The 24,496-nt window shown below is 65.1% G+C and carries 22 protein-coding genes and 3 pseudogenes; 9 read left to right on the forward strand and 16 right to left on the reverse strand.

What is annotated here, in order from left to right; genetic code table 11:
- Positions 1 to 12: 12 nt before the first annotated feature.
- Positions 13 to 681, forward strand: a complete 669-nt coding sequence (thiE, locus tag MSIMFI_RS03100; RefSeq protein WP_191496081.1) for a thiamine phosphate synthase — start codon at positions 13 to 15, stop codon at positions 679 to 681.
- Here thiE and MSIMFI_RS03105 read toward each other — a convergent pair.
- Positions 653 to 1,270 (reverse strand): NUDIX hydrolase, encoded by a 618-nt coding sequence (locus tag MSIMFI_RS03105; protein WP_191496082.1) that lies wholly within the window; start codon positions 1,268 to 1,270, stop codon positions 653 to 655. The genes thiE and MSIMFI_RS03105 overlap by 29 nt on opposite strands.
- A 125-nt stretch (positions 1,271 to 1,395) precedes the next feature.
- Between MSIMFI_RS03105 and glnX the strand changes: the two genes are divergently transcribed.
- The 3 genes from glnX to MSIMFI_RS03120 are packed head-to-tail and all read left to right on the forward strand — an operon-like array spanning position 1,396 to position 5,959.
- Positions 1,396 to 2,715 (forward strand): protein kinase G-activating protein GlnX, encoded by a 1,320-nt coding sequence (glnX, locus tag MSIMFI_RS03110; protein WP_191496083.1) that lies wholly within the window; start codon positions 1,396 to 1,398, stop codon positions 2,713 to 2,715.
- A complete protein-coding gene (locus MSIMFI_RS03115) occupies positions 2,715 to 3,698 on the forward strand; it encodes a glutamate ABC transporter substrate-binding protein (protein ID WP_191496084.1) in 984 nt (327 codons plus the stop codon). The genes glnX and MSIMFI_RS03115 overlap by 1 nt, the downstream gene beginning before the upstream one ends.
- Entirely contained in the window at positions 3,698 to 5,959 is a 2,262-nt protein-coding gene (locus MSIMFI_RS03120; protein ID WP_191496085.1) for a serine/threonine-protein kinase PknG, read from the forward strand. The genes MSIMFI_RS03115 and MSIMFI_RS03120 overlap by 1 nt, the downstream gene beginning before the upstream one ends.
- Before the next feature lie 70 nt (positions 5,960 to 6,029).
- Here MSIMFI_RS03120 and MSIMFI_RS03125 read toward each other — a convergent pair whose 3' ends face one another.
- The 4 genes from MSIMFI_RS03125 to fgd all read right to left on the reverse strand — a co-directional run bounded on the left by MSIMFI_RS03125 (position 6,030) and on the right by fgd (position 11,213).
- Positions 6,030 to 6,887: a hypothetical protein gene (locus MSIMFI_RS03125; protein ID WP_191496086.1), complete on the reverse strand. Its 858-nt coding sequence runs from the start codon at positions 6,885 to 6,887 to the stop codon at positions 6,030 to 6,032.
- 106 nt (positions 6,888 to 6,993) lie between these two features.
- Positions 6,994 to 8,136 carry an acetate kinase gene (locus MSIMFI_RS03130; RefSeq protein WP_191496087.1) on the reverse strand — a complete coding sequence of 381 codons (1,143 nt, stop codon included), beginning with the start codon at positions 8,134 to 8,136 and terminating at the stop codon, positions 6,994 to 6,996.
- Positions 8,129 to 10,210 carry a phosphate acetyltransferase gene (gene pta / locus MSIMFI_RS03135; protein WP_191496088.1) on the reverse strand — a complete coding sequence of 694 codons (2,082 nt, stop codon included), beginning with the start codon at positions 10,208 to 10,210 and terminating at the stop codon, positions 8,129 to 8,131. Before pta ends, MSIMFI_RS03130 begins: the two co-directional genes overlap by 8 nt.
- Positions 10,203 to 11,213, reverse strand: coding sequence for a glucose-6-phosphate dehydrogenase (coenzyme-F420) (gene fgd / locus MSIMFI_RS03140; RefSeq protein WP_191496089.1), 1,011 nt, complete (start codon positions 11,211 to 11,213; stop codon positions 10,203 to 10,205). The genes pta and fgd overlap by 8 nt, the downstream gene beginning before the upstream one ends.
- A 64-nt stretch (positions 11,214 to 11,277) precedes the next feature.
- Between fgd and MSIMFI_RS03145 the strand changes: the two genes are divergently transcribed.
- Both MSIMFI_RS03145 and MSIMFI_RS29535 read left to right on the forward strand, forming a co-directional pair.
- Positions 11,278 to 12,021, forward strand: a complete 744-nt coding sequence (locus tag MSIMFI_RS03145; protein ID WP_186241424.1) for an MBL fold metallo-hydrolase — start codon at positions 11,278 to 11,280, stop codon at positions 12,019 to 12,021.
- Positions 12,018 to 12,281 carry an SRPBCC domain-containing protein gene (locus MSIMFI_RS29535; protein ID WP_224770049.1) on the forward strand — a complete coding sequence of 88 codons (264 nt, stop codon included), beginning with the start codon at positions 12,018 to 12,020 and terminating at the stop codon, positions 12,279 to 12,281. The genes MSIMFI_RS03145 and MSIMFI_RS29535 overlap by 4 nt, the downstream gene beginning before the upstream one ends.
- A 226-nt stretch (positions 12,282 to 12,507) precedes the next feature.
- Here the strand turns inward: MSIMFI_RS29535 and MSIMFI_RS03155 are convergent, their stop codons facing one another.
- Genes MSIMFI_RS03155 through MSIMFI_RS03175 form a run of 5 tightly spaced genes read right to left on the reverse strand, consistent with a single transcriptional unit; the run spans position 12,508 to position 16,907 of the window.
- Positions 12,508 to 13,830 carry an NtaA/DmoA family FMN-dependent monooxygenase gene (locus MSIMFI_RS03155; RefSeq protein ID WP_191496090.1) on the reverse strand — a complete coding sequence of 441 codons (1,323 nt, stop codon included), beginning with the start codon at positions 13,828 to 13,830 and terminating at the stop codon, positions 12,508 to 12,510.
- Complete coding sequence (locus tag MSIMFI_RS03160; protein ID WP_191496091.1) at positions 13,827 to 14,957, reverse strand: LLM class flavin-dependent oxidoreductase; 1,131 nt, start codon at positions 14,955 to 14,957, stop codon at positions 13,827 to 13,829. Before MSIMFI_RS03160 ends, MSIMFI_RS03155 begins: the two co-directional genes overlap by 4 nt.
- Positions 14,954 to 16,042 carry an LLM class flavin-dependent oxidoreductase gene (locus MSIMFI_RS03165; RefSeq protein WP_191496092.1) on the reverse strand — a complete coding sequence of 363 codons (1,089 nt, stop codon included), beginning with the start codon at positions 16,040 to 16,042 and terminating at the stop codon, positions 14,954 to 14,956. The genes MSIMFI_RS03160 and MSIMFI_RS03165 overlap by 4 nt, the downstream gene beginning before the upstream one ends.
- Entirely contained in the window at positions 16,039 to 16,518 is a 480-nt protein-coding gene (locus MSIMFI_RS03170; RefSeq protein WP_191496093.1) for a GNAT family N-acetyltransferase, read from the reverse strand. The genes MSIMFI_RS03165 and MSIMFI_RS03170 overlap by 4 nt, the downstream gene beginning before the upstream one ends.
- A gap of 8 nt (positions 16,519 to 16,526) precedes the next feature.
- A complete protein-coding gene (locus MSIMFI_RS03175; protein WP_191496094.1) occupies positions 16,527 to 16,907 on the reverse strand; it encodes a DUF3054 domain-containing protein in 381 nt (126 codons plus the stop codon).
- A gap of 35 nt (positions 16,908 to 16,942) precedes the next feature.
- Between MSIMFI_RS03175 and MSIMFI_RS03180 the strand changes: the two genes are divergently transcribed.
- The gene (locus MSIMFI_RS03180) at positions 16,943 to 18,139 is read left to right on the forward strand and encodes an acyl-CoA dehydrogenase (RefSeq protein WP_186241418.1); all 1,197 of its coding nucleotides are present in this window, start codon (positions 16,943 to 16,945) and stop codon (positions 18,137 to 18,139) included.
- Between the two features lie 9 nt (positions 18,140 to 18,148).
- Positions 18,149 to 18,892 (forward strand): annotated as a pseudogene (locus MSIMFI_RS03185) (serine hydrolase domain-containing protein); the annotation flags it as partial.
- On the opposite strand, the pseudogene MSIMFI_RS03190 reads toward MSIMFI_RS03185, so the two are convergent.
- The 3 genes and pseudogenes from MSIMFI_RS03190 to MSIMFI_RS29545 form a co-directional block, all read right to left on the reverse strand.
- Positions 18,822 to 19,295: pseudogene (locus MSIMFI_RS03190) on the reverse strand (DUF222 domain-containing protein); the annotation flags it as partial. The pseudogenes MSIMFI_RS03185 and MSIMFI_RS03190 overlap by 71 nt on opposite strands.
- A 237-nt stretch (positions 19,296 to 19,532) precedes the next feature.
- Positions 19,533 to 19,781: pseudogene (locus MSIMFI_RS29955) on the reverse strand (PE/PPE C-terminal domain-containing protein); the annotation flags it as partial.
- Positions 19,768 to 19,965 carry a PPE domain-containing protein gene (locus MSIMFI_RS29545; protein ID WP_396819355.1) on the reverse strand — a complete coding sequence of 66 codons (198 nt, stop codon included), beginning with the start codon at positions 19,963 to 19,965 and terminating at the stop codon, positions 19,768 to 19,770. The gene MSIMFI_RS29545 and the pseudogene MSIMFI_RS29955, both read right to left, overlap by 14 nt.
- A gap of 112 nt (positions 19,966 to 20,077) precedes the next feature.
- Here MSIMFI_RS29545 and MSIMFI_RS03205 point away from each other — a divergent pair, with 112 nt between their 5' ends.
- Positions 20,078 to 21,481, forward strand: coding sequence for an NAD(P)/FAD-dependent oxidoreductase (locus MSIMFI_RS03205; protein ID WP_186241413.1), 1,404 nt, complete (start codon positions 20,078 to 20,080; stop codon positions 21,479 to 21,481).
- Here MSIMFI_RS03205 and MSIMFI_RS03210 read toward each other — a convergent pair.
- Genes MSIMFI_RS03210 through purT form a run of 3 tightly spaced genes read right to left on the reverse strand, consistent with a single transcriptional unit; the run spans position 21,478 to position 24,342 of the window.
- A complete protein-coding gene (locus tag MSIMFI_RS03210; protein WP_191496098.1) occupies positions 21,478 to 22,707 on the reverse strand; it encodes an O-succinylhomoserine sulfhydrylase in 1,230 nt (409 codons plus the stop codon). The two genes, MSIMFI_RS03205 and MSIMFI_RS03210, sit on opposite strands and share 4 nt — an antisense overlap.
- A 7-nt stretch (positions 22,708 to 22,714) precedes the next feature.
- A complete protein-coding gene (locus tag MSIMFI_RS03215) occupies positions 22,715 to 23,131 on the reverse strand; it encodes a rhodanese-like domain-containing protein (protein ID WP_191496099.1) in 417 nt (138 codons plus the stop codon).
- The gene (purT, locus tag MSIMFI_RS03220; protein WP_191496100.1) at positions 23,128 to 24,342 is read right to left on the reverse strand and encodes a formate-dependent phosphoribosylglycinamide formyltransferase; all 1,215 of its coding nucleotides are present in this window, start codon (positions 24,340 to 24,342) and stop codon (positions 23,128 to 23,130) included. The genes MSIMFI_RS03215 and purT overlap by 4 nt, the downstream gene beginning before the upstream one ends.
- Positions 24,343 to 24,496: the final 154 nt, after the last annotated feature.

Here is a 24,496-nt window from a genome sequence, read left to right on the forward strand (position 1 = left end):
AACGTCAGTGATGTGCACCAACCTGCCAGCCGTCTCTGCACCGCAAGGCTGTACCTGTGCACCGACGCCCGTCGCGAGCGTGGCGACTTGGCCGAGTTCGCCGACGCGGCCCTGGTCGGCGGTGTCGACATCATCCAGCTGCGCGACAATGGTTTGGCCGGAGAGCGGCGGTTCGGCCAGCTGGGGGCGGGCGACGAGCTGGCCGCCTGCGAGATCCTGGCGGACGCCGCCCGCCGGCACGGCGCCCTGTTCGCGGTCAACGACCGCGCCGATATCGCCCGCGCCGCCGGCGCCGACGTGCTGCACCTTGGCCAGCATGACCTGCCCCTGGAGATAGCTCGCGACATCGTCGGCCCCGATGTCGTCATCGGGCTGTCCAGTCACAACACTGAACAAGCTGCCTCGGCAGCCGGGCAAGCCGATTATTTCTGCGTCGGACCTTGCTGGCCCACGCCAACCAAACCGGGCCGCACAGCGCCGGGCCTGGACCTGGTTCGCGCCGCGGCTCAACTCGGCGGCGACAAGCCATGGTTCGCCATCGGCGGGATCGACGCCCAACGGCTGCCCGAAGTCCTTGCGGCCGGTGCCCGCCGGATCGTGGTGGTGCGGGCAATCACCGCCGCCGACGACCCACAGGCGGCGGCCGCGCAGCTCAAGTCAGCGCTTGCAGCAGCGAGCTGATTTGGGGACTCAGCGGCGCGTGATCCGCATCACCGGGCATGCACCAGACGAAGACTCCGGCCTCGATCTCCATGGTCCGCGGCAGGCGCTGCCGCCGTTCGTCGGCGTGACCCAGCGGCACGGTCGCCGGAGCCGTGCGTAGCCGGTGCCAGCTGGCGGCGAAGCCGGGATGCAACGGCAGGTCGGCCACCTCGTCCTCGCCGACCCAGCGCAGCTCGGCGCTTTCCCGATTGGGCACGGTGTCAAGCAACTCGCTGGCATCGGCGACGACCGTCGTGTAGGTCCAGGAGGTGCCGCCCGGGCAGGCAGTCACTACTATCGCCCGCACCGTCAGTAGCTCGGCGTCCAGGCCAGCCTCTTCGTTCGCTTCGCGAACCGCGGTCTGCTCGGGCGTCTCATGGCTGTCGCGAGCACCACCCGGCAGACCCCAGGTGCCACCCTGATGGCTCCACACTGCTCGATGCTGCAGCAGCACCGCGGGGGTTCCGTCGGCCCGGGGCGCCCGAAGCAGCAGGCCTGCGGAGCCATATCGGCCCCAGTAGTGGACGCCGCTGTCGGAGATCACCCATCCGTCGCCGTCGCCCCGCACGAAGACAGGATAATTCGGCGCCGGCCTGCTCAATTGCCCCAGCCTCCACACATCTGTCGGCACATTCTCTTAAGATTCGCTTATAGAGGTTCGTAGGATGGCCGAAAGATGAGGTCGAAGCAGACGTGACGGTTGAGCTGGCGCACCCGTCGACCGAGCCGCTGGGATTGCGCTCGCCCGCCGAACCGGCCCATCCCCGCTGGTGGTTCGTCTCGACGACCCCCGGCCGCATCCTGACCATCGGCATCGTGTTGGCGGCCCTGGGCGTATCCAGCGCATTCGCCACCTCGACGACGATCAACCATCGCCAGCAAGTGCTGACTACCGTTCTCGACCACACCGAGCCGCTGTCATTCGCGGCGGGACGGCTCTACACCACGCTGTCAGTAGCCGATGCCGCGGCTGCCACCGCGTTCATCGCGCAGGCTGAACCGCGCGGCGTCCGGATGCGCTACGAGCAGGCCATCACCGACGCCGCGGTGGCCGTGACTCGGGCGGCCAGCGGCCTCACCGATGAGCCGTTGGTGCAATTGCTGGGCCGGATCAACGCCGAACTGGCCGTCTATACCGGGCTGATCGAGATCGCGCGGACCAACAACCGGGCGGGTAATCCCGTCGGATCGTCATACCTGTCGGAGGCATCGGGGCTGATGCAGTCGACGATCCTGCCCGACGCGCAACAGCTGTACCAGGCGACGTCAGCGCGGGTAGACACCGAAACCACCGCGTCCACCCAGATCCCAGCGCCGGTGATCCTCGTCGTCGCCACCACGGTCGCCTTCGGCGCGTTCTCGCATCGCTGGCTAGCCCGGCGCACCAGAAGGCGCATTAACCCAGGCCTTGTCGTGGGCGCACTCGGTATTCTCGTGATGGTGGTGTGGGTCGGAACTGCGCTGACAATCTCCACAGCGGCCAGCCGCAGTGCGAAAGATACCGCGGCCGAGTCGCTCAAGACCGTCACCAACCTGGCGATCACCGCCCAGCAGGCGCGGGCCGACGAGACGTTGTCACTGATCCGGCGCGGCGACGAGGAAGTCCGTAAGCAATCCTTCTATCAGCGCATCGACGCCATGCACCACCAACTTGAGGCCTACATGGCCCGTCCCGACGCCGTAGACAAACCCGACCTGCAGGGCGCCGACCAGCTGCTGGTCCGCTGGCAGCAGGCCAACGACCGGATCAACTCCTACATTTCGGTCGGCAACTATCGGGCAGCCACCCAGGTTGCGCTCGGCAAGGGTGAAGACGATTCCACCCCGGCATTCGACAAGCTCGACGAAGCGCTCACCAAAGCCATGGATCAAAGCCGCAACCACCTACGCCACGACGTCCTCAATGCGCATCGAGGACTGGCCGGCGCGCAGGTGGGCGGCGTGGTGCTCAGCCTGGGTGCCGCTATTGCCGTGGCCCTGGGCCTGTGGCCGAGGCTGAAAGAGTATCGGTGATGCGGCGCCTGCCCAGCAGAGTCGTCCGGCGGGCAGTCACTCCGCTCGTCGTAGCGATAGTGTTGGCCGGTTGCGGCCATTCCGAGCCGCTGAAGGTCGAGGCGACTCCGACGCTGCCGCTGCCCACGCCGGTAGGGATGCAGGTAATGCCGCTGCAGCCGCCACTGCCCCCGGATAACACGACCCAGGACTGCAATCCCACCGCTAGCCTCCGTCCCTTCTCCAACAAGGCCGACGCCGACGCAGCGGTGGCCAACATCCGCAACCGGGGGCGGTTGATCGTCGGGCTCGACATCGGCAGCAACCTGTTCAGCTTCCGCGACCCGATCACCGGCGAGATCACCGGCTTCGACGTCGACATCGCCGGCGAGGTGGCGCGCGACATCTTCGGTAGCCCGAATCATGTCGAGTACCGGATCCTGTCGGCCGACGAGCGCATTACCGCGCTGCAGAAATCACAGGTCGATGTCGTCGTCAAGACCATGACCATCACCTGCGAGCGGCGCAAGCTGGTGAATTTCTCCACCGTCTACCTCGACGCCAACCAACGCATCCTCGCCCCTCGGGACTCGACGATCGCAAAAGTGTCGGACCTCTCTGGTAAGCGAGTCTGTGTGGCAAGGGGCACCACCTCGCTGCGCCGCATCCGGGAAATCGCACCGCCACCCATCATCGTGTCGGTAGTGAATTGGGCCGACTGCTTGGTGGCAATGCAGCAGCGGGAGATCGACGCCGTCAGCACCGATGACTCGATCCTGGCTGGGCTGGTGGAAGAAGACCCCTACCTGCACATCGTCGGCCCGAACATGGCCACCCAGCCCTACGGGATCGGGATCAACCTGGACAACACCGGGTTGGTTCGGTTCGTCAACGGCACGCTCGAACGCATCCGCACCGACGGCACCTGGAACGCGTTGTACCGCAAGTGGCTAACGGTGCTTGGCCCGGCGCCCCTCCCCCCCACGCCGAGGTATGTGGACTGATGGGCAAGCCCGATTCCGAGGACGTAAGTCCTGGCACACAACCCGCGGACACGCAGACCACGGGGTCATCGGAGCGGCCGCTGGCCACCCAGGCCCTCTTCCGCCCCGATTTCGACGACGAAGACGACGACTTCCCGATCTCGTTCGGCACCATAGATACCCAGCCGCAGGACCGGATCACCGCGACTCACCGGGTACTCCAGCCGGTCCGAAAGCTCGGCGGCGGCCTGGTGGAAATCCCGCGGGTGCGCGATATCGATCCGCTCAAGGCCCTGATGACCAATCCGGTGGTCCCGGAGTCCAAGCGGTTCTGCTGGAACTGCGGACGACCGGTCGGTCGGTCGAGCCCGGAAGGCAAGGGGGCGTCGGAGGGCTGGTGCCCATACTGCGGCAGTCCGTATTCCTTCCTGCCGCAGCTGAGTCCCGGAGACATCATCGCGGGCCAGTACGAAGTCAAGGGCTGCATCGCGCACGGTGGGCTGGGCTGGGTCTACCTTGCGGTCGACCACAACGTCAACGATCGCCCGGTTGTGCTCAAGGGCCTGGTGCACTCGGGCGATGCGGAGGCGCAGGCGATCGCGATGGCCGAACGGCAGTTCCTGGCCGAGGTGGTGCACCCGTCGATCGTGCAGATCTTCAACTTTGTCGAGCACACCGACAAGCATGGCGATCCGGTCGGCTACATCGTCATGGAGTACATCGGCGGGCAATCGCTCAAGCGGGGCCGCAAAGAAGGCAAAGCCGAGACATTTCCCGTTGCCGAGGCGATTGCGTACGTGCTGGAAATCCTGCCCGCGCTGGGCTACTTGCATTCCATCGGCCTGGTCTACAACGACCTGAAGCCGGAAAACATCATGCTCACCGAGGAGCAGCTCAAGCTGATCGATTTGGGCGCGGTGTCCCGGATCAACTCGTTCGGATATCTCTATGGCACCCCCGGCTTCCAGGCACCGGAGATCGTACGGACCGGTCCGACCGTGGCCACCGACATCTACACAGTGGGACGCACGCTGGCGGCACTCACGTTGAATCTGCGCACCCGCAACGGCCGCTATGTCGACGGGCTGCCCGAAGACGACCCGGTGCTCAAGACGTACGACGCTTTCGGCCGGTTGCTGCGCCGCGCCATCGAACCCGACCCGCGGCGACGGTTCGCCAGCGCCGAGGAGATGTCCGCGCAGTTGATGGGTGTGCTGCGGGAAGTGGTCGCCCAAGACACCGGTATTCCGAGGCCTGGCCTCTCGACGATCTTCAGCCCCAGCCGCTCGACGTTCGGCGTGGACCTCTCCGTCGCCCACACCGACGTGTACTTGGACGGGCAGGTGCATTCCGAGAAGCTGACCGCCAAGGAGATCGTGACCGCCCTGCAGGTGCCGCTGGTCGATCCAGCCGACGTCGCCGCTTCGGTGCTGCAGGCGACGGTGCTTTCGCAGCCGGTGCAGACACTGGACTCGCTGCGCGCGGCCCGTCACGGCGCACTGGACGCCGAAGGCCTCGACCTGTCGGAGTCGATAGAGCTGCCGCTCATGGAAGTGCGGGCCTTGCTGGACCTGGGCGATGTAAGCAAGGCCACTCGCAAGCTCGACGACCTTTACGAGCGGGTCGGCTGGCAATGGCGGCTGGTCTGGTACCGCGCCGTCGCAGAGTTGCTCACCGGCGACTACGACTCTGCCACAAAACATTTCACCGAGGTGCTGGATACGTTCCCCGGTGAACTGGCGCCCAAGCTCGCGCTAGCGGCGACCGCCGAATTGGCCGGCGCCACCGACGAGCAGAAGTTCTACCAGACGGTGTGGCGGACCAACGACGGTGTAATCTCGGCGGCTTTCGGATTGGCCCGAGCCCAGTCGGCCGAAGGCAATCGGACCGGGGCGGTGCGGACTCTCGATGAGGTGCCGCCCACGTCAAGGCATTTCACGACCGCACGACTGACCAGCGCGGTGACCTTGCTGTCCGGCCGGTCGACGAACGAAATCACCGAAGAGCAGATCCGCGACGCCGCCCGTCGGGTGGAGGCGTTGCCGCCGACCGAACCGCGCGTGCTGCAGATTCGCGCCCTGGTGCTCGGTGGCGCGATGGACTGGCTGGCGGACAACGAGGCCAGCACCAATCACATCCTCGGGTTTCCCTTCACCAAGCATGGGCTGCGGCTGGGCGTTGAGGCCTCGCTGCGCAGCCTCGCCCGGGTCGCGCCCACCCAGCGGCATCGCTACACCCTGGTGGACATGGCAAACAAGGTGCGGCCCACGAGCACGTTCTGAGTGTGCGTTCTTGGCTTCGGGTGTGCGTCCAGGGTGGTCGAATCGCGATTTCTCCGCCCTCGGTACACACTCAAAGACGCAAGCGCACACTCGATTCCGCGATCGCATCCCGCACCCGCCGCAGAACACCCGCAGAGCGGTCTTCGGCGACAACCCGGACGATGATCCAGCCCATCCGCTCGAGCATCTCGTACCGCCGAATGTCCCTGACGTACTGACCTCGGTCGACCCGATGGTGGTCGCCGTCATATTCGACGGCGACCAGATATTCCTCCCAGCCCAAGTCAAGGTAAGCGACCGGAACCCCGTCCATATCCAGCACTGGTATCTGGGTCTGCGGCCGTGGCAGGCCAGCATCGATGAGCAACAGCCGTAGATAACTCTCGCGGGGCGATTGCGCGCCTGGATCGACGAGCTCCAAAGCAGTCTCCAGTCGCCGCACTCCGCGTGCTCCTGGATGACCCTTCGCTATGTCCAGCACGTCTTCGATTTTGTAACCCGTTGCACGCGACAAGGAGTCAAGCCGCGCAACCGCCGAGCGAATCGCACCGCGCCGGCCGATATCGAAGGCGGTGCGTTCTGGCGTGGTCACTCTGCGACCGTCCACCAGCTGCGTTTCGCGGTCGCCAAGTGTGTCGCGCCGGGTCAACACACCGTGTGGCGGGCGAGTGGTGGGATGTATCAGCTCAACCGGGACAGTGTCGGGAATCCACTTGGCGCCGTGCAATGCGGCGGCCGCCGCGCCCGCGATGACGCCCTGCCGGCTAGACCAGAGCCAGGCCGCGACGCTGCGCTGCCCCAATGATGGCTGGACGTCTTTGGATAGGTAGACGTTCGGAAAGACCGCACGGTAGCGCGTCCTCAGTTGATGCCGGCTCAGCGCCCCAGACGCCAGTGCCTCGCTGCCGATGAACGGTTCCACCTCCATGGCGAGAACAATCGCACGTCAACAGCCGACCGCGAGTCCCTCTATCCACAGGACTGCAACCGACCCGACGCCCTCGGTCGGCAACGGCCGAACCAGCTTGGGTTTCCTATAGCACGCTCACGCAATCCCGTGCGATCGCTAGCTCTTCGTCGGTCGGAACTACTAACACCTCAATGCGTGAAGCGTCCGACGAAATCCGCCGCGTGTCCCCCGACGAGCCAGCATTAAGGTCCACGTCGAGTTCAATACCGAGCTCAGTCATCCCGGCCAACGCGTCCCGGCGTACTGCGGCGTCGTGTTCGCCGATTCCGGCGGTGAAGCTCACCACATCGGTATGGCCCAGCACGGCCAGGTAGGCGCCGATGTACTTACGCAGCCGGTGAATGAATACGTCATACGCCAATTGTGCCGAGCCATCGCCGGATTCGATCATTGACCGCAGCCGCCGAAAGTCGCGCTCACCAGCCAGCCCCAACACTCCGGACTCATGGTTGAGCATCGACTCGATATCGTCCACCCCCATCTTCGCCGTGCGCCACAGGTAGCTGAAAACACCCGGATCCACGTCACCGCTACGGGTGCCCATCACCAGGCCCTCCAGCGGTGTGAGGCCCATCGACGTTTCCACCGGCCGGCCGCCGGCAATCGCCGAAGCCGATGCGCCGTTACCTAGATGCAGCACAATCTGATTCAACTCACTAAAAGGCCTGTCCACGAACAAGGCGGCTTGCTCACCGACATACCGATGCGACGTGCCGTGGAACCCGTAACGCCGGATCTGCCATTGCTCGGCGAGCCCACGGTCAATCGCGTAGGTCGCCGCCGCGGGCGGCAGGTCATGAAAAAAGGCCGTGTCAAACACTGCGACATGCGGAACTTCGGGCAACAACTTGCGCGCCACCGAGATGCCTAACAGCGCGGGCGGGTTGTGCAAGGGGGCCAGTGGGGAAAGCTCGCCGAGCTTGCCGATCACCGTGTCGTCCAGCACCGTCGGCTGGTAAAACTCGTTGCCGCCGTGGACTACCCGATGTCCGACCGCGACCAGCCCGCAGGTCTGCAGGTCGATACCGTCGGCGGCCAACATGTCGAACACGCGACGCAATGCCGCGTCGTGGTCGGTGACCGAAGACGATGGCTCTCCGATTTGCTCGACACTGCCGCGTGCCAGGGACTCGCCGGAGCCGGGCTCGACCAGCTGGAACTTCAGCGACGACGAGCCGGAATTGATCACCAGCACCGTGCTAACCATGGACATCCTGCGCCTGAATCGCAGTGATGGCAACGGTGTTGACGATGTCTTCGACCAGCGCTCCCCGGGATAGGTCATTGACCGGCTTGCGTAGACCTTGCAGCACCGGGCCGATCGCGATCGCCCCGGCGGAACGCTGCACCGCCTTGTAGGTGTTGTTGCCGGTGTTGAGGTCGGGGAAAATCAGCACCGTCGCGCGCCCCGCCACCGGCGAATCACGCAACTTGGTGGCGGCGACGGAGGGCTCTACCGCGGCGTCGTACTGAATGGGCCCCTCGACCAACAGTTCCGGATCCCTGCCGCGTACCAACTCCGTTGCCGCCCTGACCTTGTCGACGTCAGCTCCCTTGCCGGAATCGCCGGTCGAGTAGGACAACATGGCCACCCGCGGTTCGATGCCGAACCGTGCGGCGGTGCGGGCGGAGCAGATGGCGATGTCGGCCAGCTGCTCGGGCGTCGGGTTGGGGACGATCGCGCAGTCTCCGTAGGCGAGCACCCGATCCGACAGACACATCAGGAAAATGCTGGACACCGTGGAGACGTCCGGAACGGTTCTGATGATCTCCAGCGCCGGACGCACGGTGTGCGCCGTGGTGTGCGCCGCGCCGGAAACCATACCGTCGACCATGCTGTTGTACACCAGCATGGTGCCGAAATAGGTGGCGTCGTTCATGATTTCGCGAGCTTGCTCTACGGTGATTCCCTTTGTCTTGCGCAATTCCGCGTACTGGTGGGCGAACTCGTCATGCAATTCGCTGGTGCGCGGATCGATCACTTTCGTCTCGTCCAGATTGACGCCGAGTTCTGCTGCCCGCAACCGGACTTGGGCTTCGTCACCAAGAATGGTCAGGTCGGCGACGCCACGCTGCAGGAGGCGCCCGGCGGATTTGAGGATGCGGTCGTCGTCCCCCTCGGGAAGAACGATGTGCTTGCGGTCCGAACGCGCTTGTTCCTGGAGCCGACGCGTGAACATCTGCGGGGTGGTGATGGCCGGGATCGGAATGGCCAGCTGCGCCAACAGGTCTGCGATGTCGACGTGGCGATCCATTAGTTCCAACGCGGTGTCGATCTTGCGCTGGGACGCCGCCGTGACCCGGCCGCGCGCCGCGGCGGCCGCGCTGGCGGTGTCGTAGGTTCCCAGCGTGGTGCCGATGATCGGCAACCTCAGCCGCAGCCCCGACACCAGAGCCGCGATCGACGGGTGCAGCTCAAACCCGCCGTTGAGGACGATGCAGGACAGCGACGGAAACCCTTCGGCCGCATGGGCGCTGGCGACGGCAAGCACCACGTCCGAACGATCGCCGGGGGTGATGACCGCCATGCCGTCGCGCAACCGCTCCAGCACGTGGTCAGCGGTCATCCCGGCTACCATCACGCCCATTACCTCGCGCTGGGCCAGCTGTGCGTCACCGCGGATCGGCGTCCCATTCACGGCCGCGGTTAGTTCGGCCACCGTGGGCGCGGCGAGCAGCGGCTCCTCGGGCAGCACATAGCTGCGCGGGACAGGTGGCGGAAGCGCCGCCAACCCGTCGCGCATGGCGTCCAGCTCGCCGGGAGCGCATCGGTTGGCCACCACCGCTGCGGTGTGCGCACGCTGGGCGGACAGCTCGGCCAAACAGACCGCGACCACACTGGCGACCTCACCGGGTGTGCGGCCCTTCGCTCGCACCGTCAACAACACTGGCGCACCGAGGTTGACGGCTATCCTGGCGTTCACCGAGAGCTCTGTGGGGCTGGTGACGTCCGTGTAGTCGCTGCCGACGATCACCACCGCATCGCACTTATCGGCCATCGCGTGATATGAGTCAACGACGCTGGTTATCGCGGCGTCGCTGTCATCGTGCAGCTGCTGATAGGTCACACCGACGCACTGCTCATAGGACAGACCCGCGGTGGTGTGCTCCAGGAGCAGTTCGAGGATGTAGTCGCGGTCCTCGCCGAACCGCGTAATCGGCCGGAACACACCTACTTTGGCCACCATGGCGGTCAAGCGATGCAAAAGCCCCAGCGCGATCGTCGACTTGCCGGTCTCCGATTCGGGCGCGGCTATGTAGATCGCCGAGGTGTCAGCCAAGTCGCCGCAACCTAGGCGCCAGGTCCGTTTGGAAGAGCTGCAGGAACCGGCGCTGGTCATGCCCGGGCGCGTGGAACACCAAGTGGTTAAGACCCCACGTCACATACTGGCCGACCTTTTCCACCGCCTCGTCGGGGTCCGACGCCACGATCCAGCGCTTGGCGATCTGCTCAATGGGCAGGGCGTCGGCGGCCTTCTCCATCTCGATCGGGTCGTCGATGCTGTGCTTCTGTTCGGCGGTCAGCGACAGCGGCGCCCAGAACCGGGTGTTGTTCAGGGCACGCTCGGGGTCGGTGTCGTAGGAGATTTTGATTTCGATCATCTTGTCGATGTCATCGACATTGCGATCGGCGGCAGCCGCGCCCTCCCGGACCGCGGGCATCAGCTTTTCGGCATACAGCTCCTCGCCCTTGCCGGACGTGCAGATGAAGCCGTCGCCGGCACGGCCGGCGTACTTGGCCACCGCGGGACCGCCGGCGGCGATATAGACGGGCACTCCGCCCTCCGGGACGTCGTAGATGGAGGCGCCCTTGAGCCGGTAGTAGTCGCCGTCGAAATCAACACGGCCGCGGTTCCATAATTCCCGCATCAGCCGCACGGATTCGCGCAGCCGGGCGAACCGCTCCTTGAACTCCGGCCAGGCGCCCTCATATCCGGTGGCGATCTCGTTCAGCGCCTCACCGGTGCCCACGCCGAGGAACACGCGATTCGGATACAGGCAGCCCATCGTGGCGAAAGCCTGTGCGATGACGGCGGGGTTGTAGCGGAAGGTTGGGGTAAGCACCGAGGTCCCCAGCAGTAATCGCTTGGTGCGCTCTCCGACGGCGGTCATCCAGGACAACGAAAACGGAGCGTGCCCGCCTTTGTGCCGCCACGGTTGGAAATGGTCACTGACGGTGGCGCTGTACATGCCATGTTCCTCGGCGGCGACGGCCAGTTCGACGAGCTCACGCGGTGCAAATTGTTCAGCGGATGCTTTGTACCCGAGTTTCAGTTCAGCCACCAGTTATTTCTACTCCTGCGCTGATGTTCGCGACCCGCCGCGCCTGGCTTCTAGACTCGCGGGCATGGCGGAGCTTGTTCAGGTCACCGACAAGGTTCACCTCGCCCAGGGCCATGCCGTCAACTGGGTGCTGGTCACCGACGAAAGCGGTGTCATGCTGATCGACGCCGGCTATCCCGGCGACCGCGCAGAGGTGCTGGCGTCGCTGCGACAGCTGGGCCATCAGCCGGCAGATGTGCGCGCCATCCTGCTCACCCACGCCCATATCGACCATCTTGGCTCGGCAATCTGGTTTGCCAGCGAGCACGGCACGCCCGTGTACTGCCACGCCGAGGAGGTCGGTCACGCCAAGCGGGAGTACCTCGAGCAGGCGTCGATTCTCGATGTCGCACTGCGTATTTGGCGGCCCCGGTGGGCGGTCTGGGGAGCTCACGTAGTCCGCAGCGGCGGCCTGATCCGCGACGGCATCCCGACCGCCCAGCCGCTGACCAACGAGACGGCCGCGGGGTTGCCCGGCCACCCGATGCCCGTGTTCACCCCGGGGCATACCGGCGGTCATTGCTCGTATCTCGTCGATGGCGTGCTAGCCAGCGGCGACGCGCTGATCACCGGCCATCCCCTGTTGCGGCATCGGGGCCCGCAGCTGCTACCCGAGGTGTTCAGCCACAGCCAGCAGAACTGCATCCGCAGCCTGTCAGCACTGGCCCTGTTGGAAACCGAGATCCTGGCACCCGGCCACGGCGACCTATGGCGCGGCCGGATCCGTGAAGCCACGGAAGCAGCTGCCTCACTCGCAATCGGCCGATGACGCAAACGCGTACCGTCCGCCACATCCGCGCGCCTCGTGCCGCGGTGTACCGGGCGCTCGTCTCCCCCGACGCAGTGGCCGCCTGGCGTGCCCCGAATGGGATGACCGCGGTGGTGCACACATTCGACGCACGCGTCGGAGGCCGATTTCGGGTTTCCCTCGTATACGACTCACAGACCGGGCAGGGCCATTTTGTCGCACTTACCATCGGGAGTTTCGGTCGAGGACAACAATATTGGCACCCGGATGCCTCTCGATAAGCTGGCCGCACTGGTTGAGTCGTGGGAGTGCTAATAGGTTGACCGCGGGGTTGCCGAGCCACGATGCGGGGCTCGCCGTGCCGAGGTGTCAGCCGGCTCGTCACCACCGGCACCCACCCACCGGGTGTAATCGCGCTCCGGACACCCGAGGACATCGCTACGACCGCGTGACCGACAAGGCGGTGAACACAGCTGCGAGCACCCAGGGTAGGTGGGCCCGTTCGTGCTAGTGGCACGCGCCCAGGTGCTCGCGCAGCGTCTCGCCGGTGTACTCGGTGCGGAACGCTCCGCGTTCCTGCAGTAACGGGACCACCCGGTCGACGAATTCGTCGAGCCCGTGTGGGGTCAGGTGCGGTACCAAGATGAACCCGTCGCAGGCGTCGGCTTGGATGTAGCGATCGATCTCATCGGCGATATGCATTGGCGTGCCGACGAATTGCTGCCGGCTGGTGACGGCGATAACCAGTTCGCGGATCGACAGGTTCTCCGATTCCGCACGTTCGCGATATTTGCGGGCTAGCGCGATCGGGTCGCCGTGGCGGACACGGCCCTGGGTGATACTGCTGTCAACGATCGGATCGAAATCGGGTAGCGGACCACCAGGGTCATAGCTTGACAGGTCGCGGCCCCATACCTGCTCGAGCATCGCGATCGCAGTCGCACCGCTGACCTGTTGATAACGGATGTGGCGTGCCTTGTCCTGGGCCTCGTCCTCGGAGTCACCGAGGACGAACGTCGCTGCCGGAAACACCTTGAGCTCGTCGCGGTCTCGACCGGCGGCGGCGGCGCGGCTCTTCACGTCGGCGTAGTAGCGCTGGCCGTCCTCCAGGGAACCGTGCAGCGTGAACAACGCGTCGGCGTGCCGCGCACCGAAGGAACGGCCCTCGTCGGAGTCGCCGGCCTGCAGCAACACCGGCTGGCCCTGCGGCCCCGCAGGCAAGGTCGCGAAGCCCCGCACATCGAATTGAGAACCCGAGAATTCGACGCTCCGGATTCGCTCCGGATCGACATATACCCCGGCCGCTACGTCCGCCACCACGGCGTCCGGTGCCCAACTGCCCCAGAACTCGCGGGCCACCCTGAGAAATTCCTCGGCCCGCACATAGCGATCGGCATGGGCCAGAAACCCACCGCGCCGAAAGTTTGCACCGGTGAATGCGTCGGAAGAAGTGACGATGTTCCAGCCGGCGCGGCCGCCGGACAGATGGTCGAGTGTCGCGAATTGCCGTGCCACTTCGAATGGTTCGTTGAAGGTGGTGTTGATGGTTCCGGTCAGACCGATCCGGTCGGTGACCCCGGCCAGCCCCGCCAGCACGGTGAACGTGTCGGGCCGGCCCACCACATCGAGATCGTAGATCTGACCGCGGTGCTCGCGCAGCCGCAGCCCTTCGGCCAAGAAGAAGAAGTCGAACAAGCCCCGTTCGGCGGTACGCGCCAGGTGTACGAACGACTCGAACTCGATCTGGCTGCCCGCAGTCGGGTCGGTCCACACGGTGGTGTTGTTAACGCCCGGAAAGTGAGCAGCCAGGTGAATTGGCTTGCGGCTCATGCGCTTATCCCCCAGCGCTTGGCGATCAACTCGTGTGACCGCAGCCGGTCCTGTTGCCGATGGGTCACCGAAGTGATGACAATCTCATCGGCGCCTGCCGCACGCTGCAGCGCCTGTAACCGTTCGGCGACTTCGTCGGGGTTTCCGACGAATTGCGTTGCGGTCCGGTCTTTTACGACGGCTTGCTGCTCGTCGGTCAGTGGCTCGCAATCGTTCGGATCGGGGTAAGGTACAGCGCCGCCGCCGGCCCGGATGGAATACACCCAGTGGCCGTAGCTGGACGCCAGGCGCCGGGCGGTTTCGGTGTCGTCGGCCACCACGATGTCGGCCGACACCACGACGTAGGGCCGCTGTAGCGCCGCCGAAGGGACGAAGGCGTCGCGGTAGGCGTCGATGGCTTCCAGCGCGGTGGCCGGAGTGATGTGGTAGCTGGCGACGAACGGCAACCCCATTGTTCCGGCCACCTGCGCGCTGGGCCCTTTGCTACTGCCGAAGATCCAAGGCGTCAGGTTGGCGCCTTCGCCGGGCACGGCGTGCACGTCGAAGCCGTCGACCTGATAGGTGCCGGCCAGCATGGCGACGATGTCGCCGACCTGTTCCGCGAATTCGGGCGCCACCGCCTCCGGCTGCTGCAGGATCGCCATGGTGGCCTGTACCCGGCCGCTGCGCAGCAGGCTACGTAGGTCGAAGGGTGGCGGGATCACGACGCCGTCGACCTCGCGCCATTCCCGCGGTGGCTTCGGTTCCCGGGGCTTTCGCCGCTTCGACGAGCCCGCTTTCTTCTTCGTGAGACGGCGCTGCCCGGACCGGCCCAGGCCAAGATCGATGCGGCCGGGATAGAAGGCGTCGAGCATGCCGAAACTCTCCACCGCAGCGGCGGCGGTGGTGTGACTCAGCTGGACGGCGGCCGAGCCGACGCGAATCGTGTTGGTGGCGGCGGCGATTTGGCCGATCAGCACGGCCGGTGCGGCACTGGCGACGGCGACAAAGTGATGTTCGGCAATCCAGAACCGGCGATAGCCCCACCGCTCCGCGTGCTGGGCCAATTCGATGGTGTTGCGTAGCGCTGTCGCGGCGTCGCTGCCGGCGCTGATCGGAGCCAGGTCCAGGATCGACAGCGGGATCACTGGGTCACCGCCGTGTACCGGTTGGCCGCTACCGGCAGCCCAAGCCGCTCGCGCAGCGTTTCGTCCTCGCGGTAGCGGGTGCGAAAATGCCCGGCCCCCTGCAACAATGGCACCACCTCCTCGACAATCACCGCAAGATCGGCGGCGTTTACGGCCGGCCGCAACCGCGCGCCGTCGACGCCAAGCCGTTGCCACTCCAGTAGCAGGTCTACCAACTCCGTTGGGGTGCCGGCCCATACCAGCGCGTCGGATCGGTAATCGCTCTGGCCCTGGAACGAAACCACCACATCCGCAAACACTTTCAACTGACCATCGGCCAGCTCGTCGAGGATGCCACGCACCGAGGCAGTATCGCTGGGCGTAATGAAGACCAGATCGGCGCTGGCCGCCGCGAACTCATACGCCGGGCCGGCGTGCGCCAACGCGGCAACCACCGGCTGCCCCTGAGGTGGGCGCGGGGTGATCGACGGTCCCTTGACCGAGAAATGCTTTCCCTTGAAATCGATGTAATGCAGTTTTTCCCTGTCGATGTAGCGCCCGGTGGCTACATCGCGGATTACCGCGTCGTCCTCCCAGCTGTCCCATAACCTGCGCACCACCTCGACGTAATCGGCCGCTTCGCTGAACAACTCGTCAGGGTTCACCGACCCGCGACCAAACAGAGCGGCCTCGTGCGCCGTCACACTAACCCGTGGCTGCCAGCCCGCCCGGCCATGAGACACATAGTCAAGGGTGGCAACGGATTTCGAGACATGAAAAGGCTCAGTGTGGGTGACCGTCGCTACCGGAATCAGCCCGATATGCCGGGCCACCGGGGCGATGCGGGCCGCGACCAACGCGGCGTCGCCGCGACCGGCCAGACGCTCGGGGTGGATGCGCTCGCCCCGTCCGATTTGCGGCATCAATGTGTCGTCGATGGTGAGAAAGTCGAGCAGCCCGCGTTCGGCGGTGGCCGCCAAATCGGCCCAGTAGCGGCCGCTGAGCACCGACGGGGTGTCCGGGTTGGACGCCAGTGTGGCCCGCCACGCCTGCGGATGCCAGCCGTATCCGTCAAGCGCGACCGCCAGATGCAGCTGACCGGTCATGGCAGTGCTTTGAGGAAGGCGATGGGAAAGACCGGGCCCAAGGCGGGCAGCGGCTCGGAAAGCCGGGTATAGCCACCCGTCCGGTACAGCTCCTCGGCCTCGGGCTGGCGGTCACCGGTCATCAGGTAAACCTTCCGGTAGCCGCGGGCCGCGATCTCGGCCTCCAGCTCGGCCAACAGTGCCCTAGCGTAGCCACGACGGCGGTGCTCACGGTCCGTCCAGATCCTCTTGAGTTCGGCGGTATCGGCGTCATACCGGCAGAACGCGCCCCCGGTGACCGGACGACCGTCCAGCAACCCGATCAACATACCGCCGCCAGGGGGCGCGAACTCGGAGTCCGAGCTGCTCTTCAACCACGCGAGCACCGTTTCCTGTGTGGGTCCGTATCGCTGCGCATACTCCGCGGCCAGCTCGGTCAGCAGCGGCTGCGCCAGTGGGTCGGCGAGGGAGGCCGGGACAAAGCGGAGGGGTATCACCTACATGTCTAACGTCTGCGCCTCGGGTGCATTCCAGCCCCAGCCAAGCCGACGGCGGCTCGCCAACCGAGCAGCAGCACCGCGGTAACCGACGCCGCAACCAGGATGAAACTCGCGGCCACGCCCGCCGAAGTCGCTTTGCGCAGCAGCATGCCAACCGCCACGGTGCACACCCAGACAACCAGCCCGGTGGGGACCACGGCCGTGGATCGCTGCCAGGCGCGCGAAGCCAGCCACCCGACGAGGGTCCCGCTGAGAAACGGCCATGCCGTGGTCGCGACGCCGGTGATGGTGATTCCTTCGTCGTGGCTGCGGCGTCCCAAAGCGCAGAACAGCAGCACCGCGACGACGTCTAAGGCCAGCCAGGCCGGTCCGCGCCGCGGTTGCATGCAGCGAGATTACCGGGCCCAGGCAGGATTGGGGCATGAGCACCGATACACACCCCGCCTTCGACCCATACGACCCGCTTGGGCTCGACGCGTCGCTATCCGACGACGAGCTCGCGGTTCGCGACACCGTCAGAAGATTCTGCGCCGAACACATCACCCCACACGTCTCCGGTTGGTTCGAGGACGGTGACCTGCCCGTCGCACGCGAACTGGCCAAACAGTTCGGGGAACTCGGCTTGCTGGGCATGCATTTGCACGGCTACGGATGTGGTGGCGCGTCGGCGGTCCACTACGGTCTGGCCTGTCTGGAACTCGAAGCCGCCGACTCCGGCATCCGTTCACTGGTCTCCGTACAGGGCTCGCTGGCGATGTTCGCGATCTGGAATAACGGCTCCGAAGAGCAGAAGCAGCAATGGCTGCCCGGCATGGCCGCCGGTGAGCTGGTCGGCTGCTTTGGGTTGACCGAACCCGACGTCGGCTCCGACCCGGCCGCGATGAAAACCCGTGCGCGACGGGATGGTTCCGATTGGGTGCTCAACGGCCGCAAGATGTGGATCACCAACGGCTCGGTCGCCGACGTCGCGATCGTTTGGGCCGCCACCGACGAAGGTAGCGGGGTCATTCGGGGGTTTATCGTCCCGACGGAGACTCCAGGCTTTTCCGCCAACACCATCCACCACAAGCTATCCCTGCGAGCGTCGATCACCAGCGAGCTGGTCCTCGACGATGTACGACTGCCCGCCGACGCGATGCTGCCCCGCGCCGTCGGTCTCAAGGGGCCGCTGGCGTGTCTGTCGGAGGCACGGTACGGAATCGTGTGGGGAGCCATGGGTGCCGCGCGGTCCGCCTGGCAGTCCGCGCTCGACTACGCGACACAACGCACCCAATTCGGCCGTCCGATAGCCGGCTTTCAACTGACGCAAGCCAAACTCGTCGACATGGCGGTCGAACTACACAAGGGTCAGCTGCTTTCGCTGCACCTGGGCCGTCTCAAAGACAGCGTGGGCCTGCGTCCCGAACAGGTCAGCTTTGGCAAGCTCAATAACACCCGCGAGGCGATCAAGATCTGCCGCGCCGCGCGAACCATATTGGGCGGCAACGGAATATCGCTCGAGTATCCGGTGATCCGGCATATGGTCAACCTCGAGTCGGTGCTGACCTATGAGGGCACTCCCGAGATGCATCAGCTGGTTCTGGGCCAGGCCTTCACGGGCTTGGCCGCTTTCCGGTAGAACGCACGCATGCAAATCTTGCGACGTGTTGGTTGTGTGCTGGTCGCTGTCACGATGGTGTCCGGCTGCAGCTCGCCGCCCACTACACCGCCGATCTCATCGCCGAATGGCTCCGACGCCAAGGCCGATGCGGTGATGCGGGTCGTCCGTGACTTCATGGCGCAGGCGCATCTGAAGGCGGTGATCGTCCGGGTTACCGCGGCCGGCAAAGGGATCGTCACGCAGGCCGTCGGCGACTCCATGACCGGCGTGCCCGCCACCACCGACATGCACTTTCGCAATGGCGCGGTCGCGATCTCCTACGTGTCGACCTTGTTGCTCAAGCTGGTCGACGAGAAGAAGGTGAGCCTCGACGACAAGTTGTCCAAGTGGTTGCCCGATTTTCCGCACGCCGATCGCGTCACGCTGGGTCAGCTGGCTCAGATGACATCGGGCTATCCCGATTACGTCCTGGGCAATGATGCATTCGATAACTTGTTTTATGCCAACCCGTTCCGGCAGTGGACAACTCAGGACATACTTGACCACATCGCGTCGCGGCCACTGCTGTATGAGCCAGGGACAAACTGGAACTACGCGCACACCAATTACATCCTGCTTGGCCTGGCGCTGGAGAAGGCCACCGGCCAGGACATGGCCGCGCTGCTGCAGAAGAAGGTCCTTGCGCCGCTGGGCTTGACGGCAACCGCCAACTCGGATACGCCCGCCATTCCCCCACCCGCCCTGCACACCGGGCATCCACACCGGCCAGCACATCGGGGTCAATAATCAGATCCGTGCGATACACGATCGTGCGAAACATCCGATAGTCGATATCCCCGGCCTTGAACACCTCACCGGTCTGCGGCAGCCGCTCGCGCATCGCCCGCGCGTAGCGCAACTGGCTGCCAGCAAGGCCCTGACCGATCCGCAACGCCGCACCCACCTCAGCGCTGACTGCCGCCTCGGTGTCCACCGCCCACGCTTCGGTGTCCGAACACCGCGACAACCGGTAGGCGAACAACTCCCCGATCGCCACCAACTGCGCGGCCGCCGCCCGGTTCTCCGCCCGCGCCGACGCACAGATCCGATCCACCATCGCCGCCGACTCCGCCGTCGTCGAAGGATGATGGCGCTCGAAGTACTCATCGAACCGAGCGCGGATCTCTTCGAACATAGGTTCGATTATGCCGCACTCCACCGACGCGTTGACTGTCATCTCTCAGGACATCGGTGACAGTTCTGCATCAGGACATCGGTGACAGTTCCGGTGGTTTTGGTGGTGACACTTGCGCCCCGAAGCTCGGGCGGTGGCTGTCAATGAACCGATCGATCCTCGTGTCCGTCTTGCGATCGCGCAGTGGCCCGATGACGCGCCCGCGGTACGCCCGCCCGCGTCGGGGCGGTGCTCAGACCGCCCCCCGCCGCGCGGCGCCATTCCGGCGATCGGTAGGCGGCCCAACATGTTTCCGGCGCCACTTGGGAGCGCCGTCCCGGTTGCAAGGCGGCCACTACTCGCTAACGGGACGGCAACCGACCTGGCTGCCGACGCGGTCGAGGCCAGGCTCTGCGGCACCGACAACGGCCCCAGCGACGCCGCCTTGCCCACGTCAACCGATACCACGGATATCGATCCGCCCAGCACCAAGTCAAGTGTCTTCACTTCGCTGATAATGTGCGCGGCTAAGGTGGCCAGTGAGCTGGCCGGCGACCGGCGGAGGCACCGTCGCCGCGAACGCGATTTCGAATGCCCCAGCAGCCGAGCGTATTTGGGCCGCCGTGTGTTGAGCTCGTGTCGCAGTGGCATTCATCCACGCCAGGTGGGCCTCACACAGCCTCGCTAGCACCAGACCAGCGGATACCCCCTACCTGTATGCCGTAAATGAGACGCTTGTGGTGTCGGAGCTGGTGGAGTCGTACGGTGTACATGCGCTGCATTGACCAGACTGAAGGAGGACCATGACGCCCCCATCCGGCGAAGGCAGACGCCACCAAGTCGTCATCATCGGAAGTGGATTCGGTGGCCTGAATGCAGCCAGGGCGCTCAAGCGAGCCGACGTCGATATCACCCTGATCTCGAAGACAACCAGCCACCTGTTCCAGCCGCTGCTGTATCAAGTGGCAACCGGAATCTTGTCCGAAGGCGACATCGCCCCGACCACCAGGCTGATTCTGCGTAAGCAAAAAAACGTGAGGGTGTTACTGGGTGAAGTGAACGCGATAGACCTGCAGACGAAGACGGTCACTTCGAAATTGATGGACATGGAGACTGTGACTCGGTACGACAGTCTCATCGTGGCCGCCGGTGCGCAGCAGTCATACTTCGGCAACGACGAGTTCGCCATTTTCGCCCCGGGCATGAAGACCATCGACGACGCACTGGAACTGCGCGGCCGCATCCTGGGCGCATTCGAAGCCGCCGAAGTCGCCACTGACCACGCCGAACGGGAACGCCGGCTTACCTTCGTCGTGGTCGGGGCCGGGCCGACCGGCGTCGAAGTGGCCGGCGAGATCGTGCAACTCGCCGAGCGCACGCTGGCCGGCGCATTTCGGACCATCACACCGAGTGAGTGCCGGGTGATCCTGCTCGACGCGGCACCCCAGGTCTTGCCGCCGATGGGCCCGAAATTGGGTCTCAAGGCGCAAAAGCGACTGGAAAAGATGGACGTCGAGGTCCAGCTCAACGCGATGGTGACGGCCGTCGACTACAAGGGCATCACAATCAAGGAGAAGGACGGCGGTGAACGCCGGATCGACTGCGCATGCAAGGTATGGGCGGCCGGCGTTGCGGCCAGCCCGCTGGGCAAGATGATCGCAGAACAATCCGACGGCACCGAAACCGACCGTGCCGGAAGGGTAATCGTAGAACCCGACCTCACCGTCAAGGGTCACCCGGACGTCTTTGTCGTTGGCGATCTGATGTCTGTGCCCGGCGTGCCAGGGATGGCGCAAGGCGCGATCCAGGGGGCGCACTACGCCACCACAGTGATCAAACATGCCGTGAAGGGACACGACGACCCGGCCAATCGCAAGCCGTTCAAGTACTTCAACAAGGGCAGCATGGCCCTCATCTCCCGGTACAGCGCCGTCGCGCAGGTCGGCAAGCTCGAGTTCGGGGGTTTCATTGCGTGGTTGGCATGGTTGGTACTGCATCTCTATTACCTGGTCGGCCACCGGAACCGCATCGCCGCCATGTTCTCCTGGGGGATCTCCTTCCTGGGCCGCACTCGCGGCCAGATGGCCATCACCAGCCAGATGGTCTATGCCAGATTGGCGATGCGCTTTGTGCAGGCGCGGGCGGAAGAGGGGGCGTTGGCCGCTGCCGAACGCGCCGAAGCGGCCGAACGGAAGGCCGCCGGCTAGCGGAGAGCTTGGTCGATATCCGCGATCAGGTCGTCGGTACCTTCGAGCCCGACGGAAATGCGGACCACACCGTCGCCGAGCCCGATCGCGGCGCGACCCTCGGGGCCCATCGCCCGGTGAGTCGTCGTCGCCGGATGCGTGACAAGCGATTTGGCGTCGCCGAGGTTGTTGGAAATGTCGATCAGCCGCAACTTGCCGAGAACCTCGAAGGCCCGTTGCTTGGCGGTGCTGTTGGAGCCGGCGGGAGCGTCGAGCTCAAAGGTGACAACGGTTCCGCCGCCGGTCATCTGACGCTTGGCCAGGTCGTACTGCGGGTGTGACGGCAGAAACGGGTAGCGCACCCACCGAACCGCGGGATGTCCCTCGAGAAACTCCGCGATCCGATGCGCGGAGGAATTGCTGTGCTCGACCCGAACCGCAAGCGTCTCAAGGCCTTTCAACAGCACCCAGGCATTGAAAGCGCTCATCGCCGGGCCGGTGTGACGCATCAACTTCTGCACCGGACCGTCGATGTACTCCTTATCCCCGAGGATGGCGCCGCCGAGCACGCGGCCCTGACCGTCGATGTGCTTGGTACCCGAATACACCACCACGTCCACCCCGAGCGGAAAGCCCTGCTGCAACAAAGGTGTCGCAAAAACGTTGTCCAGCACCACCTTTGCGCCCGCCGCATGAGCCAATTCGGTCACCGCGGCGATGTCCACCAGCGATTGCATCGGATTCGATGGTGTCTCGAAGAACACCGCCTGGGTGGGTACCGATAGCGCCCGTTCCCATTGCGAAAGGTCATCGCCGTCGACGAAGACGGTTTCTACCCCCCAGCGCGGCAGGATCTCGTTACACACCACGAAGCACGACCCGAACAGGCTGCGCGCCGCGACCAACCGGTCACCGGCGGCCAGCAAAGCACCCAGTGAAGTGAACACCGCGGCCATGCCGCTGGCAGTGGCGAACGCCGCCGGGGCGCCTTCGATCAGACGCAGTCTCTCCTCGAACATGGTGATCGTCGGGTTGCCGTAGCGTGAGTACACAAAGTGGTCCAGCTCGCCGCTGAACGACTGCTCGGCAACCTCGGCCGTGGGGTAGACATAGCCAGACGTCAAATACATCGCCTCGGCGGTCTCTTCGAACCCGGACCGCAACAGCCCGCCGCGCACGCCGATCGTGGCCTGGCCGACGCCTTCGGGTAGTTCCTTGGGCGTGCGAACCGAGGGCTGGTCGGTCATCCTTGCTTCATCCCTGTTTCCAAGGCAAGCCGACCGCGCGCCAGCCCGTCTCACCGCGGTGGCCATGGGCATCGAGCTGTCCTTCGAACCCGTCCAGCACGTTGTAGGACGGCGCAATGCCGCCCGCCGTCGCGACTTCCGCGGCGCCGATCGAGCGGTTACCGGAGCGACACAGGAAGATCACCGGTCGCTCCTCTGCACCCGCGGAAATCCGGCCCCGCAAGTCGGCGAGGAAATTGTCGTTGTGCTTCCCGTCGAACGTGTTCCATTCGATGAAGACCACCTGACGGCCAAGGCTCGACAAGTCGGGCGCACCGACAAAGCGCCATTCGGCGTCGGTGCGCACATCGACTAACACTGCCTCGGGGTTGTCGCTGAGCATCTTCCATGCCTCAAGCGGCGTTATATCTCCTGCATAGCTCACCCGCGTGAGTCTCGCATATTCAGCCGAGTCGCGACGTCGCGGGCGCGGTCACGGGCGGTCGCCACGTCAGGTGCGGTGGCCAGCGCCACCCCAAGGGTGTGGTCCACCCTGACATCGCTTTCCGGCACAGCAAGGGCGGCGGTCAGCGCGTCGGCGCTCGGCGTTGCACCCCCGGCTGCGCGGGCGGCACCTGGCGACACCATCATGGTGTCCACCGCCAGTCCCAGGATCGCCCGGGCCTGCAGGTCGAACACCGAAAGCCGCTGGCTGCGCATGGTGACCCAGGTGCTCTCGGTCGGATGCGCGGCGACATCGGCGAAGTACACCTCGTCGCCGTCGATCATCAATTCGACGCTGAAAACGCCACGCCCGCCGAGTGCCTTGACGATGCGTGCGGCGATTGACTTGGCCGCATCCATCGCGGCCGTGCTCATAGTCTGCGGTTGCCAGGATTCCAGCTCACGGGCGTCTGCTCCGGTATGACCGATGGGTGCGCAAAACTCGATTACTGGACCCGCTGGGCCCTCGCTGCGCACAACAATCATGGTGACTAAAAACTCGACCTCGACCGTCGTCTCGGCCCATACCCGGTTGTCCGCGCCACCACCCGCTTGCTGCCAGGCACGCTCGATCTCGTCGGGCCTGGCGACCACCGACCGCCCCTGACCCGCCACTCCTGACACCGGTTTGACCAGCAACGGAAACCCTGCATGGACGGCCACTGCCTCGAGTTCAGCCAGTGATCCGACGAACCAGAACGGCGCGGTGGGCAGCCCGAGCTGGTCGGCGGCCAACTTGCGCAGACCCTCCCGATCGGCCGTCAGCCGGACACTGCGGGCACTGGGCACCAGTTCGGTGAAGCCGCCTTCAGAACCGGCCTGTTCGGCTTCACTGGCGCTGAGTGCTTCGAGGGCGTCCACCGAAACCGCATCGGTGAGCGTAACCACGAAATCCGGCTGCAGCCGTCCGAAAAGTGCCGCCAGCTCGTCGGCGTCGGTCATCGTAACCACCAGCGACTGGTCTGCCACTCGATGCGCAGGCGCACCGGAGTACCCGTCGACGGCAATCACTTCCGCTCCGAGACGCTGCAGCGCGATCGTCAGCTCGCGACTGAGCTCACCGGAACCAAGCAGCAGCACCCGCGGCCCATGAAGGCCCGTCTTGTCCGGGGGGGTCGGCTCGTCCTGTCCTGCGGTCAGGCCGTCAGTCACCAGCTCACCCTCTCGCTGAAATAGTTGTCCCGCCGCTCAAGGATAGGGGCGCATGGTGAGGCAGCGTGCAGTCCTGCGCCGGCACTTTCGCCGAGGCGTCATAAGAGAACTACGCGTCTGGGCTAATTTTCTTGATTTTTGTGTAACTCTGCTA

Origin of the sequence: Mycobacterium simulans (genome assembly GCF_900232995.1) — a bacterium.
GTDB lineage: Bacteria > Actinomycetota > Actinomycetes > Mycobacteriales > Mycobacteriaceae > Mycobacterium > Mycobacterium simulans.

Bases quoted from the DNA above. Each gene is read 5' to 3' on its own strand.
- MSIMFI_RS03180 (WP_186241418.1), top strand. From the start codon at position 16,943: ATGAGCACCGATACACACCCCGCCTTCGACCCATACGACCCGCTTGGG.
- MSIMFI_RS03175 (WP_191496094.1), bottom strand. From the start codon at position 16,907: ATGCAACCGCGGCGCGGACCGGCCTGGCTGGCCTTAGACGTCGTCGCG.
- MSIMFI_RS29535 (WP_224770049.1), top strand. From the start codon at position 12,018: ATGACGCAAACGCGTACCGTCCGCCACATCCGCGCGCCTCGTGCCGCG.
- MSIMFI_RS03145 (WP_186241424.1), top strand. From the start codon at position 11,278: ATGGCGGAGCTTGTTCAGGTCACCGACAAGGTTCACCTCGCCCAGGGC.
- MSIMFI_RS03155 (WP_191496090.1), bottom strand. From the start codon at position 13,830: ATGAGCCGCAAGCCAATTCACCTGGCTGCTCACTTTCCGGGCGTTAAC.
- MSIMFI_RS03210 (WP_191496098.1), bottom strand. From the start codon at position 22,707: ATGACCGACCAGCCCTCGGTTCGCACGCCCAAGGAACTACCCGAAGGC.
- MSIMFI_RS03125 (WP_191496086.1), bottom strand. From the start codon at position 6,887: ATGGAGGTGGAACCGTTCATCGGCAGCGAGGCACTGGCGTCTGGGGCG.
- MSIMFI_RS03115 (WP_191496084.1), top strand. From the start codon at position 2,715: ATGCGGCGCCTGCCCAGCAGAGTCGTCCGGCGGGCAGTCACTCCGCTC.
- MSIMFI_RS03130 (WP_191496087.1), bottom strand. From the start codon at position 8,136: ATGGTTAGCACGGTGCTGGTGATCAATTCCGGCTCGTCGTCGCTGAAG.
- MSIMFI_RS03120 (WP_191496085.1), top strand. From the start codon at position 3,698: ATGGGCAAGCCCGATTCCGAGGACGTAAGTCCTGGCACACAACCCGCG.
- MSIMFI_RS03205 (WP_186241413.1), top strand. From the start codon at position 20,078: ATGACGCCCCCATCCGGCGAAGGCAGACGCCACCAAGTCGTCATCATC.
- MSIMFI_RS03165 (WP_191496092.1), bottom strand. From the start codon at position 16,042: ATGACCGGTCAGCTGCATCTGGCGGTCGCGCTTGACGGATACGGCTGG.